The following is a 12,176-nucleotide window of genomic DNA, read 5'->3' on the forward strand; positions in this document are numbered from 1 at the left end:
CAAGTTAATCTAAACTTTCCAGAAGTCATCATCCGGATAGGCTGCGGCGAGCACATCATCAAAGTAATCGGCGTAGTGGACATTGATGCCCGCTTTGATGTGGTCTTGCAACTCCTCAAAGTCCCGGCGGTTGTCTTCCGGCAGGATCAGGTTGGTAATGCCTACCCGGCGGGCCGCAATGGTCTTTTCCTTTACGCCACCGATCGGCAGTACTTTTCCGGTAAGGGTCAGTTCGCCCGTCATGGCAATATCGTCACGGATCGCTTTGCCGGTAGCCAGCGCAAATAGGGACAGCGCCATGGTAATACCTGCGGAAGGGCCATCCTTCGGCGTTGCGCCGGCAGGAACATGCAGGTGCACCTGATGCTTGTCGTAGTAGTTTTTGATATCCTCGGCTTCAAAGGCTGCCAGTCGGGAACGGACGTAGGTATGAGCTATCGAAGCGGATTCCTTCATTACATCCCCTAACTGACCAGTTTGTTTAAAGCTGCCATTTTGCCCCGGTATGCCGTTGGCTTCGATGTACAGCGTGGCACCGCCCAGTGAGGTATAGGCCAACCCGAGCGCTACACCTGGAATAGACTTATTGTAAAGCCGCTCTGATTTGAAGATGGGCTTGCCGAGAAATTCCTCGATATCGTCCTTATCTACGGTAAAGTCGATGGTCTCCTCTTCTGCCAGTTTCAGAGTCGCTTTTCGGATGATCTTTCGGATTTGCTTTTCCAGGTTCCGCACGCCGGCTTCCCGGGCGTATTTCTCTACGATGACCCGGAGGGCGTCTTCTGTGATGTCGATTTCGTCAGGTTCGAAGCCATGTTCTTTCAGTTGCTTGGGCAACAGATAGCGCCGTGCAATTTGCACCTTCTCATCAGAAATGTATCCCGCCAGGCGGATAACCTCCATACGGTCGAGCAATGGACCGGGAATGGTGTCCAGCTGGTTGGCAGTAGTGATGAAGAGGACGTTGGACAGGTCATAAGGCAGGTCCAGGTAGTGGTCCATGAAGCTGTTGTTCTGCTCAGGGTCCAGGACTTCCAGCAGAGCCGAAGCCGGGTCGCCCCGGAAGCTGCTGCCAATTTTGTCGATCTCATCTAGCATGATAACCGGATTGGAGGTGCCCGCCCGCTTCAGCGCCTGAATGAGCTTGCCCGGCATCGCCCCGATGTAGGTCCGGCGGTGCCCCTTGATTTCCGCCTCATCGCGCATCCCGCCTACGGAGAAGCGGAAAAATTCCCGGTTCAGGGCGTGCGCAACGGACTTGCCAATAGAGGTCTTCCCCACACCCGGAGGGCCGACCAGGCAAACGATGGAGCCGCTTACCGCGCCCCGTTTGATCACGGTGCTGAGGAACTCCAGGATGCGGTCTTTCACTTCTTCCAGCCCGTAGTGCTCGTCATTCAGTATCGCGCGTGCGGCTTTGATATCTGAATTATCTTCGGAATGAATGCCCCAGGGCAGGCTGCCGATGGTTTCCAGGTAAGTCCGGGTGACGTTAAATTCCGGAGACTGAATGTTGAGGGTCCGGAGTTTGTTGAGCTCATCGTCTACGGTCTTCTGCACTTCCTCCGGCAGGTCCTTGCCTTCAAAAAGTTTTTCCAGCTTCTCGATTTCCGATTCGCCTTCCTCCTTCTCCATGCCGAGCTCTTTTTTGATGGCTTTCAGTTGCTCGCGCAGGAAGAATTCCTTCTGCTGTTTGTTGACCTTTTCCTCAATCTGCTGATTGATGCGTTTCTGGATTTTGGCAATTTCCAGTTCTTCCTTGATGAGCTTGAGCAGGGTTTGAGCGCGCTCGTGGAGGTCGTAGGTTTCAAGCAAATCCTGCAGGACTTCGGCATCGGAAGACAAGAGGTTGCTGATGACGTCCATGGTCAGGCCCGGCGCATCGTAATTGAGCTGGGAGACCACCATGTTGACCTGTTCCTGAAACAGGGGGTTGAGTTGGAGCAGGGCTTTGATCTCCCCGCTGATCGCCATCATGTAAGCTTTGAGGTCCTGATCGGGCTTTTCTTCGGGCTCATTGTGGTATTGCACCTCCCAACGCAGAGCGGGCTTCACGAGCACCACCCGCTTTTTGTGGAAACGGGACACGCCCCGGCCCAGAATCTGGGCAACGCCGGGAGCCGCTTCATTGACTCTGAGGACCTGGAAGAGGGTACCATGTTCGTAGAATTCAGATTCGGTATAATCCTCAGTATTGTATTCCTGAGCCAGGACTAAGCCGAGGTAACCATCTTGTTCTTCTACTGCTTTTTTGATGGCCTCTACCATTTCTTTACCCTTGAAAGTCAGGGGCATGGCCAGCCCCGGAAAAATGGGGCGCTGCTGAAGCGGCAGGATGGTCAGGTTTTGCGGAAGCACATTTTCAACCCGCTGTAGTTGCTGGTCTGCACTTTCTGATTGTACCTCTTCTATGATTTCTTCGTCTGTAATGATATCGTTGCTCATTGGGTGGTATTGGTTTAGGTCAAATGCTTAGCAGCCTTCTTTTGAGGCGGAGGCGGCATAGTAAGTGCGCTCAATGGGCGTGCCATTTTAGTAACAACAGACGAAGTGGCAGATAGGCGCGGTGCTTACTGACAAAGTGGCTTGTTGCTTCTGCTTTAATCATGACTTTCGGTGACAGATGGTGAGGAGAATCAAAAAACATGTAATATGTAAGCTGGAAAACATAACCTTCTAAATGCTCATGCGTACATTTAGAGGATGGGGTGTCCTTAAAGCACACGATGCAACACAAAGACAAAAGAATTGAATTCAATGGAGAGAATATATTTTGGAGTACTGATTACAGTGATGTTTTTTTTAGGGGCTTGCAGCTCGGATACCGATATCACATCTGACGGAAAGAAACATTCTGGGGGTGAAAATACATCCGGTATCGACACCCTGTACTACCTGGCTTTGGGCGATAGTTATACGATAGGAGCATCGGTGGAGCCTCAGGGGCGGTTCCCGGTACAGCTTACGGCCCGTCTGAATGCAGTGCATCAGGACTCCGTTTTCATCAAGAGCCCGGACATCATCGCCAAGAGCGGATGGACCTCATCAGATTTGCTGGATGCGGCAGAGCATGCACAATCGCTCAACCGGCCTTATGATCTCATTACCCTGCTCATAGGCGTCAATAATCAGTATCAGCGCCTTCCCTTTGTGACTTTTGAACGTGACCTGGAGGACTTGTTGCACTTTGCAATCGAGGCAGCGGCCGGCGATACGAGTCGTTTAGTGCTGGTTTCAGTACCTGATTATGCTTATACGCCCTTTGGGCAGAACTTTGGTGAGCCTGCACAGATTTCCTCCGAAATTGACAAGTATAATGGTTATCTGGAACAGCAAGCTCAGCTCTACGGCATACCCTTTATTAATGTCACTCCGATGTCCCGTGAAGGGCTGCAAAACCCAGACCTGCTGGCAGAGGACGGGCTGCACCCTTCCGCCAAAATGTACACGGGGTGGGTAAATCTGATGTTCCGGGATGTGGAAAAAGCATTATCGCTTCAATAGCGCGCGTACTTTGCCGGCGTATTCCCAAAAGAAGTCCGAAATATCCGGCGTGAGCCTTAGTCCGATAATCGCTGTGCAGTAGAGCAGGGTGGCAATGCCCGAGCGCAGGACAAGGTCTGCCAGGAAATGCCATTCCCAAACCGGAATAAGATAGTCTACCCCCAGGCAGGCCATGCCGACCCCGGCCAGCCCCAGCATCCGCCAGGAGAAAGGGTGCATCTGATAATGCCGGTAGATGAAAGACTGAATAAAGACATTGATCAGTACGATCGTCAGGGCGGTAGCCAACGCTGCACCGGTGATGCCCAGCCAGTTGATGAAGAGATAGTTTGTGATGATGGTCAGCATAGCGGTGGCGCCTTTGAACAGGAGGTCGTACCGGAAAAGCGGGGAATAGTTGAGCAACAATCCGTTATAGCCATTCGCTGCGTGTGCCAGTTGGCCCAGCCCCAGAAAGACAGCCACCATTTTACCCGTTTCAAAGCCTTCTCCGAGTATAGTGGCAATGTGATCCAGATTGATCAGAATGCCCACATAAATTAGGATACCCACTGCCAGATTGCTGAGTGCCAGGCGGCTGTACAAATCCTGAATCTCGTCAAAATCCTCCCGTTTCCAGGCATCCGCCAGCAGGGGAGAAGCGATCTTAGCCAGCCCCTGATGCGGGATAATGATCACCTGTGCGAAAAACATATATACTGTGTAGATGCCCGCAGCTGCGTAATTGAGCAATGCAGGAATCATGAGGATGTCGATCTTGGTGGTGATTTTGCTGCCCAGGCTTGCAAAAACCGAGTAAAAGCTATAACTAGCGATCTCTTTAAAAACAGGCTTCCGGAATACCGGCCACCCACTGCGCAGGTGCAGTTCGCCAATGTACCAGGTAAAGCCCAGCATGCCTGCAATACTTGCTACAAACCGGCAAACATAAAGGACGATAAAGGCAGACAAGCTGATATACCCGAAGCCATACGCCAGTATAAACCCCAGTGCCAGTATTCTGGCGAAGACATCGCGGAAAAAGGTCGGCACTCTTGGCCGCAGCAAAGCAGCCAGGTAATTTTCGAGCAACTCCAGGTACGCTACCATCGCAAGGGCTACGAAGAGCAGGTTGTAGTAGTCATCTACAAAAGTCTGTCCTTCGTCGGTAGTATAAATCTGTAGCAGAAAGTCTTTGGCAAGAAAAAGCACTAACCCGGTGACCAATAACCCGAGGGTGCGGAGTAGAAAGAGAAAAGACAGGTAGCCGCTGTGCTGCTCGTCTTTATTTTTGAAATATGGGAAAAAGCGGATGATCGTGGCATTGCTCCCGAAACTCGCCAGCAGTGTAAACAGCATGGCCAGTTCCATCAGCCAGTTGGTAAAGCCCAGCACCTCCTCGCCCACCATACGTGGGTAGAGGATGTTATTGGCAAAACCAATCAGCAAGCCGATATACATAAACAGGCCGGAGCCAATTCCCTGACGCTTAATGCTTCCCATGCAGCAAAACTATTGTAACTGAGATGAACGTCTTTATACTGTGTACCGGAAGGAGTGGGTCTATGACATTCATCAGAGCCTGCCAGCACATCACCAACTACACAGCGGGCCACGAAACCCGGTCGACCCTCCTGGGCGAAGCCCGCGTGGCCTACCCGGATCAGCACATTGAGGCTGACAACCGCCTGAGCTGGATGCTCGGCAAGTTAGGTAAAAAATATGGCAAGGATGCGTTTTATGTGCACCTCAAGCGGGATGTGGAGGCTACGGCGGCGAGCTTTAACCGGAGATGGGGCAGAGCCCGGAGCATTATCGACGCTTACACAGAGGGTATACTCATGCGCCCCAGGGAACGTGGGCTGGAGTTTTGTGCAGATTACGTAGACACAGTACATCAGAACGTGGGTTATTTTCTGAGGGATAAGCCCAACCGTATTCAGGTTGACCTGGAAGAGGCCAAAACAGGGTTCCGGAGGTTTTGGAATGCTATCGGAGCAGAGGGAGACCTGGAGGCCGCACTTGCAGAATGGGATATCCGAAATAATCCATCCGTTTCTCCAAGTATGGTCGACCGGGTGCGTTCCTTTCTCCGCCAAATATGATAACTTCGCCCTATGAATAAGCAAAAAATCTACACGACCTTTTCCTTTTTCAAAGGGGCAGCGGCGTTGAGTGCGCTCTGCGTATTGGCGCTGCTTTTAATGGAATCCCTGGGGTATCCTGGCTTTCTTCTGCCAGGGCTTGCACTGATTAGCCTGGGGTTTGTTGTTCTTGGCTTTCGAATTGTTCAGCTGATTTACAAACTTCAGCTCGACCGTGTGCATGATACCAATCAGGTGGAAAGCATGCAATGGATTTACCAGCAGTTTCAGCCTAAAGTGGCTTTTCCTCCTATGAGGGTGATTGCGGGGTCGCCGGATTTCTTCAAGGTCATTGTAGAACACTGCATTCAGTTACAACCTAAAGTTATCGTTGAAGCAGGCTCCGGTGTCTCTTCCGTTGTTATTTCAGAATGGCTAAGATCAGTGAATAGTGAAGCCAGGCATTATGCTCTGGACCATCTGGAAAAATACGCCAGAGAGACTGCCCGAAAAGTGGAAAACCTCAATAGCGAAGTCCTTTTTGCTCCGCTCAAGAGCTATTCGTTGAATGGCTCCGACTGGAAATGGTACGATATTTCGGGTCTGGCAAACGTTGAGGATATCGATTTGCTAATTATCGATGGACCGCCGGAAGATATTCAAAAAGAAGCACGTTTCCCGGCCTTGCCGTTGTTGTTGGAAAAGCTCAGCGATAAAGCGGTCATTATTTTGGATGATACCAACCGGCCGGATGAACAAGCGACCATCCAAAAATGGAAAGCAGCTTACGGCCTTAAAGAGCAGTATCTCTATACAGAAAAAGGCACAACGATTTTGTACCGCTAATTACTGCCGGCCGCTTAGCTTAGCCCGCATCCTGTCCTTCCTAAACTGCCGGATAAACCGCCCCTCCTCTTCAGTCACGATAAATTCGTCCTGTTTTAGGAAGGATTGCAGCCAGCCCCAGAGCACAGCCAGCCCGGTAATGCCATACGGCTTGTTCAGATAGCCGGCTTTGATGGCGCTGATAAGAGTGATGAAAAATCCGTAGCGCAGCCGGTACATGCCATTGCCAACCTTAACACGGATTTTGACGGAACCGGTCTCCGCCCCCAGTACCCGGTAGTGCCTGACTTGTAGCTCCGGGTCGACCTGAATGCCCCAGCCGTGGAAACGGGCCAGTAGTTCATCAGCGGTGTCCCAGCCGATAGAGGCCCGCAGCCCGCCAATTTGCTCAAAGCACGCCCGCCGGTAGGACTTGAAGGCGCCTTTGACATGATCAACATCCGAAAAATTCTCGTACACCCATTCTCCATTTTCTTCTATGGCAATGGTGCCGCCGGCGATGCCCAGTTTAGGGTCAGCCTGAAACAGGGAAGCCATGCGCTCGAAATAGTGGGTGGGCAGGGTAAGGTCGGCGTCCAGCTTGACCAGGAAGTCATAGTGATCCTGAATTTGCTGATAGCCAAGGTAGAAAGCACGTACGACTTTAGAGCCCGCCGCCCGCTGTTCTTTTTTATCGTTATTGACCAGCTGAATCCAGGGGTAGGTTTGCTGATAGCCCTCCACGATTTCGCGGGTATGGTCTGTAGAGCCATCATTGATGATGACCAGGCGCTGTGGGATCAGCGTCTGCGCTGCAATGGACTCAATGGCGCGCCCAATGAAGCCCTCCTCGTTGTAGGCCGGCATGACGATGACATACTTCATACTGCTTAGTCTTCCCGGAAGAACAATCCATCAATCGTATTCACCCGGCCCGTGGTGAGGTCTACGCCTTCTATGTGGAAACTGTAGGGTTGGAATCCATGGTGCCGCGCGAGATTCATGATGTCATAAAACTGGAACTCGGTATTATCGTAGATCGCGTAGAGTGGAATTTCAATTTTCAACCCTTTTGCCCTGGCCAGCGTCTCCGTCCCGCCGTCCAGTACTTGCTTTTCAAAGCCCTGTGTATCAATCTTGAAGAGGATGCTGGCGTGGTCCAGGTCTTTGATATATCTCGGGAGGATGGTATCGATTTGAAACACCGGAACTTCTTCCTGCCGGACAATCCTCGACTTCTGATTGTGGGAAACGTAGGAATCCTTGATCGGCAAAGCCGAGCTGAAGACGGTATCATCCGAGACATTCATGGTGATGGTGCCGTCCTCAGCTCCGATAGCACAGCGCTCCGCAACCGTCCAGTTGGGGTAGGGGGCAGAGCGTTTTTCCAGCTCTTCCCGGGCGGCGGCTACCGGCTCGAAGGAGACGACCTTGCCCGAAAACCCAAAATCGTAAAGCGACTCCGCAAATTGCCCGGTGTTCGCACCGATATCCACCACGTGGGTGATGCCCATGTGCTTGCAAAGCATAGCGGTCCGCATCTCTTCGCTGGCGGAAGGGGTGAAACGCTTGAGCTTGAGGTAGAGCCCCGATTGTTTACCCACGAAGCGCTTGGTGCGTTCCAGGGCCTTGGACTGCAAAATTTGCTGGAGCAGATTCATTGGTATGGTTTTGCGCTGTAATATGGAATGATTAAGCCTCCTCGTGGATGACTATGGCCTCAATCTTATCGCCCTGACGAATATCGTCGATCACATCCAGGCCTTCCACCACTTTGCCGAAGCAGGTGTGATTGCCGTCCAGGTGAGCGGTGTTGTCGCGGCTGTGGCAAATGAAGAACTGAGAACCTCCGGTGTTCCGTCCGGCGTGCGCCATAGACAGTACGCCACGGTCGTGGTACTGATTGCCGCCATCAAGCTCACAATCGATGGTATAACCGGGGCCGCCACGGCCATCGCCATTCGGGCATCCGCCCTGAACGACGAAGTTGGGGATGACGCGGTGGAAAGTCAGGCCATCGTAGTAGCCGTCCTTGGATAGCTTCACAAAGTTAGCAACGGTATTCGGGGCATCCTCGTCGTAGAATTCGACTTTCATGGTGCCCTTTTCGGTCTTGATTTCTGCTTTGGTCACGGTAATTGTTTTTGATGGCTGGCAAAGGTAAGGCTTTTCAAATTAACCGCTAACAGACTGCACAATATTCCCCCAGTAATAGGTTTCGTAAAATGTTGTTGGAGTGGGGACCCGTCCTTCGCGAAAGCATTGCAGCAGCGTTTCCGCAAATGCCGGGTAGTCTTCATCGGCTACCCGCCTGAGCTTGGGCCCGCAGGCTTGCGGGCGTACACCAAGCGCGCCGGTGTAGCTGGAAACTACGGTAGTGCCCAACGCAATCGCTTCCACCAGTTTAGTCTTCACTCCACCACCGGAATTGACCGGGTTCACCATCAGGTCAGCTGCCTGAACGTAGGCTTCGATATCCTCCACATAGCCCAGGTATTCGACATTTTGGTAAGCCCTTAATTTGTCGTACTGCGCTGGCAGCCCGCCTCCACAGATCAGGAAGCGGTAAGGAAAATCTGCCATTTGCCGAAAGGCCGGCTCAATATGCTCAATGATGCGCACCACAGCTTCTAAATTAGGCTGATAAGTCTGTGGCCCGAAAAAAATAATGAGGCATTCCTCCTCACCGTAGCCGTGCTTTTGCCGGATACTTGCCCGGGCCCGTTGCCGCTCCGGTTGGCAGGGATGAGGCGTGCCGTAGGGCAAGACACTGCACTTTTCGGGCAAAAGCCCAAAGGCCTGCTGCCCTGGCCCAACTTCATCCGGAGAAATGAAATAAAGGTGATGCGCCAGGCGGAAAGCGAGCCATTCCACAGCAAAGACCAACGGCCACCACGCCTTGCCCATGCTCCGGAACCGCTGGTACTCCAAATTTTGAATGTAGATGGAAAGTTTAACCTCCTGCCTATTGCACGGCCAGTATAGCAACAAGGCAATGAAAGGCTGAAAGGCGATGCAGTGGCCCACACCATTTTCTTTAAAATACCGGCTAATACGCATGGCGCCTCCCGGTAGCACATAGCGGGCGACACCACTGCTTAGCAAGCCTTTCAGTTGGAATGGCGCGGCATCATCGGTATTATCAGGTGTTGAAATGGCAGTGAGCCGGGTACGCTCCGCCAGGAACCGGCACAGCCCGAATGCCGCTTTGTGCCCGCCGTTATGGGGCGGCACAAAGCGGTAAGGGACGACCACCGCGACGTGGCTATCCTTCGGCATTATTTTTTCTTCTTTTTGCGTTGGGTACTGGTGGCTGTTGGTTTTGTCTGTTTTGTACCTGGCTGCTGTGGCGCAGGGTTGGCTGGTGGATTCTGATAGAACTGATAGCCGGAGTACCCCACATAACCAATGAGCCCCAAAAGGATCAGGCTGCTGAAAATACGGGAAACCATAACGCCCCGGTCAAAGGAAGCGGGTGAAAATTCAAAGGTGATTTCATGCTGCCCGGCGGGGATTTTAAGCCCTCTCAGGATGTAGTTCACCCGGATGTGCTCTACCGGCTGCCCGTCAATGTACGCCTGCCAGCCTTTGTCGGGGCCGTACCAGACTTCAGAGAAGACAGCAAACTGATCGCCTTGTACGGTCGCTTCATAAGTTAGTTTGTTAGGCGCATAGCTGGTTAGCTTGATCTGTCCTGCACCGGATGGCGACAGCCCGGCAATATATTCCTGGAAATCCTGGTGCACGACTGCCGTAGTTGCGGGGTCAAAATCAGTGAGCGCATCAATCTCGGCATTGGCAGAATTTACCGTTTGGAAATTGCTGATCAGCCAGGCATTACCCAGGGCGTTCGGATTTTGCTGCACTTGTTCCTGCCCGGGCTGGCCAATGATAAAGTATTTGGTATTCAGCATATCCAGCACTTTCTGGTTGCCCTGACTGAGGTGACGGTCTATCAGGTCCTGTGCTCTTTGCAGCTTTGCAGCATGGTAGCCACCAATGGTTTTGTGGTAGTAAGAAGCCTTGGAACTGTTGAATGTGTTGATCGAGGCATCGTAAACCCGGTAGTGCGGGTCGGTATCCTGCAGGATTTGCTCATCCACGGGGCGGGGTGCAAGGCCGGCAAAGTATTGCCGCTCGGTTACGAATAGGTCTTCATCTACATAGCGCCGGCCCACCGTCCAATGGTCGAAAGTGATGAGTACACCGAGCCCAAGCAGCAGGATATTGAGCTTCACTTTTTCCTGCAAATAAGCCCAAAGCAATCCACCACTGAGCAATACCAGGATAAGGGTGCGGAAAGCATCCCCCTGCATCAGCGACTGCCGGTCTGCACGGACAGCACCTAGGTCAAATCCACTTTGCTCCAGCCGGGCATCCCCCGCGCTGTTGAAATCGAAAAAAGAAGGGCCAAGCAAGGCAAAGAACAGGGCAATGGCTGCGGCTATCCCTCCGCCGATCTTGAGGCTGCGCATGGCATCCTCTTTGGTTACCTTTTGGTTGATGATCTTGTGCAGCGTCAGGAAGCCCAGTACAGGCACCAAAAATGCCGTGACACTCAAAATGGAGTTAGGCGTTCTGAACTTGTTGTACAGGGGGAAGTAATCGAAAAACAACCGGTTGAAGCCCTCCAGGTTATTACCCATCGACAACAGCATCGTCAGGAGGGTACCCAGGCCAATCCACCATTTCACCGGGCCTTTGACCAGGAAGAGCCCCATAAGGAAGAGGAAAAACACAATACTGCCAAAGTAAATCGGGCCACTCGTGAAGGGCAGGTCACCCCAGTAGAGCGGCGCCTTAAAATTGGCAGGCAGGCGCGCGCCTTTGCGTCTCAAATCCTGGGCGATTGCAGAATCATCCCCAATGGCTTCCTGTGATCCACCACCGGCTACTCCCGGGATGTAGGAGGCAAATAAATCAATGGCCCCGTTGCTCCACTGCATGGCATAGTCCCAGGCCAGGCCTTCTGTTTCACTGCTGGAAGAAGCGTCACCGGTTGTTTCCAGAATCGGCTCCCCGCGCATGGTATCCTTGGAGTATTCGTAGGTAATCCACAAGTTGGAAGCCGCAGCTCCAAGTGCAAGGAGTCCGCCCGCAATCAGGACACCTGCTGCTTTTGCAAAATGAGGCATGCGGTTGCGCCTGATATTGTAGACCAGCTCCGCCACACCGAAAATGAGCAGGGTAAGGGCGAAGTAATACGTCATCTGCACGTGGTTAGCCATGATGTTCAGGCCCAGCCCTGTAGCAAACAGAATGCCTCCCAGCAGGTAGCGTTTTCGGAAAGCCATGAGCAGCCCCACCGTCACGATGGGGAGGTAAGAAATAGACTTGACCTTGGTCTCGTGGCCCGCCTCGAAGAGGATGAGGTTGTTGGTGGTCAGGCCAAAGGCAATGGCACCGATCACCGCCAGCCAGGGGTTAGCGCCCAATACAACCATGAGCAGGTAAAAGCCGGCCATAGCCAGAAAGAACCGGCCAATCGGCGGCTTCATGCCCAGGGTTCCTATGTTGTCGAGGACTTTCAGGGAATTGCCTTCGCTCACGGTATTGATCTGATAGGTGGGCATGCCTCCGAACATGGCGTTGGTCCACAGGGAGGTCTCACCGGTTTGTTCCTTGTATTCCCGGACTTCCTGCGACATGCCCCGGTACTGAATGATATCACCCTGCTGCGGCATTTTACCTTCCAGCTGCGGAAAAAAGAATGCGGCACAAAGGGCGAAGAAAATGCCCAAGGCAATAAGGTGAGGAATGGCTTTCTGTAACATAATGGTTGTT

Annotated in this window: 10 protein-coding genes; 3 read left to right on the plus strand and 7 right to left on the minus strand. The window is 52.5% G+C overall.

Features of this window, described 5'->3' with window-relative positions:
* Positions 1-9: 9 nt before the first annotated feature.
* Positions 10-2,445, minus strand: a complete 2,436-nt coding sequence (gene lon / locus IX84_RS22440; protein ID WP_044226161.1) for an endopeptidase La — start codon at positions 2,443-2,445, stop codon at positions 10-12.
* A gap of 312 nt (positions 2,446-2,757) precedes the next feature.
* On the opposite strand from lon, the gene IX84_RS22445 reads away from it, so the two are divergent.
* Positions 2,758-3,504 (plus strand): SGNH/GDSL hydrolase family protein, encoded by a 747-nt coding sequence (locus IX84_RS22445; protein WP_044226163.1) that lies wholly within the window; start codon positions 2,758-2,760, stop codon positions 3,502-3,504.
* Here the strand turns inward: IX84_RS22445 and IX84_RS22450 are convergent.
* Complete coding sequence (locus IX84_RS22450) at positions 3,490-4,986, minus strand: oligosaccharide flippase family protein (protein WP_044226165.1); 1,497 nt, start codon at positions 4,984-4,986, stop codon at positions 3,490-3,492. The two genes, IX84_RS22445 and IX84_RS22450, sit on opposite strands and share 15 nt — an antisense overlap.
* A 23-nt stretch (positions 4,987-5,009) precedes the next feature.
* Here IX84_RS22450 and IX84_RS22455 point away from each other — a divergent pair, with 23 nt between their 5' ends.
* Both IX84_RS22455 and IX84_RS31385 read left to right on the plus strand, forming a co-directional pair.
* A complete protein-coding gene (locus IX84_RS22455; RefSeq protein ID WP_044226167.1) occupies positions 5,010-5,588 on the plus strand; it encodes a hypothetical protein in 579 nt (192 codons plus the stop codon).
* Between the two features lie 12 nt (positions 5,589-5,600).
* A complete protein-coding gene (locus tag IX84_RS31385; RefSeq protein WP_052516310.1) occupies positions 5,601-6,413 on the plus strand; it encodes a class I SAM-dependent methyltransferase in 813 nt (270 codons plus the stop codon).
* On the opposite strand, the gene IX84_RS22465 is transcribed toward IX84_RS31385, so the two are convergent.
* From IX84_RS22465 to IX84_RS22485, 5 genes are read right to left on the minus strand one after another with little or no spacing between them, the layout of a single operon-like run.
* Positions 6,414-7,277: a glycosyltransferase family 2 protein gene (locus IX84_RS22465; protein WP_044226169.1), complete on the minus strand. Its 864-nt coding sequence runs from the start codon at positions 7,275-7,277 to the stop codon at positions 6,414-6,416.
* 5 nt (positions 7,278-7,282) lie between these two features.
* A complete protein-coding gene (locus IX84_RS22470) occupies positions 7,283-8,053 on the minus strand; it encodes an FkbM family methyltransferase (protein ID WP_044226171.1) in 771 nt (256 codons plus the stop codon).
* Positions 8,054-8,084: 31 nt separating this feature from the next.
* Positions 8,085-8,525, minus strand: coding sequence for a peptidylprolyl isomerase (locus IX84_RS22475; protein ID WP_072013678.1), 441 nt, complete (start codon positions 8,523-8,525; stop codon positions 8,085-8,087).
* Positions 8,526-8,567: 42 nt separating this feature from the next.
* A complete protein-coding gene (locus tag IX84_RS22480; RefSeq protein ID WP_044226173.1) occupies positions 8,568-9,671 on the minus strand; it encodes a glycosyltransferase family 4 protein in 1,104 nt (367 codons plus the stop codon).
* Positions 9,671-12,166: a YfhO family protein gene (locus IX84_RS22485; protein WP_052516311.1), complete on the minus strand. Its 2,496-nt coding sequence runs from the start codon at positions 12,164-12,166 to the stop codon at positions 9,671-9,673. The genes IX84_RS22480 and IX84_RS22485 overlap by 1 nt, the downstream gene beginning before the upstream one ends.
* Positions 12,167-12,176 lie beyond the last annotated feature (10 nt).

Source organism: Phaeodactylibacter xiamenensis, from assembly GCF_000759025.1.
GTDB classification, from domain to species: Bacteria; Bacteroidota; Bacteroidia; order Chitinophagales; family Saprospiraceae; genus Phaeodactylibacter; species Phaeodactylibacter xiamenensis.

What these genes read in the sequence shown, in the direction of transcription:
- IX84_RS22470 (WP_044226171.1), bottom strand. Translation starts at nt 8,053, where the DNA reads ATGAATCTGCTCCAGCAAATTTTGCAGTCCAAGGCCCTGGAACGCACC.
- IX84_RS22450 (WP_044226165.1), bottom strand. Translation starts at nt 4,986, where the DNA reads ATGGGAAGCATTAAGCGTCAGGGAATTGGCTCCGGCCTGTTTATGTAT.
- IX84_RS22465 (WP_044226169.1), bottom strand. Translation starts at nt 7,277, where the DNA reads ATGAAGTATGTCATCGTCATGCCGGCCTACAACGAGGAGGGCTTCATT.
- IX84_RS22480 (WP_044226173.1), bottom strand. Translation starts at nt 9,671, where the DNA reads ATGCCGAAGGATAGCCACGTCGCGGTGGTCGTCCCTTACCGCTTTGTG.
- IX84_RS22445 (WP_044226163.1), top strand. Translation starts at nt 2,758, where the DNA reads ATGGAGAGAATATATTTTGGAGTACTGATTACAGTGATGTTTTTTTTA.
- IX84_RS31385 (WP_052516310.1), top strand. Translation starts at nt 5,601, where the DNA reads ATGAATAAGCAAAAAATCTACACGACCTTTTCCTTTTTCAAAGGGGCA.
- IX84_RS22455 (WP_044226167.1), top strand. Translation starts at nt 5,010, where the DNA reads ATGAACGTCTTTATACTGTGTACCGGAAGGAGTGGGTCTATGACATTC.
- IX84_RS22485 (WP_052516311.1), bottom strand. Translation starts at nt 12,166, where the DNA reads ATGTTACAGAAAGCCATTCCTCACCTTATTGCCTTGGGCATTTTCTTC.
- lon (WP_044226161.1), bottom strand. Translation starts at nt 2,445, where the DNA reads ATGAGCAACGATATCATTACAGACGAAGAAATCATAGAAGAGGTACAA.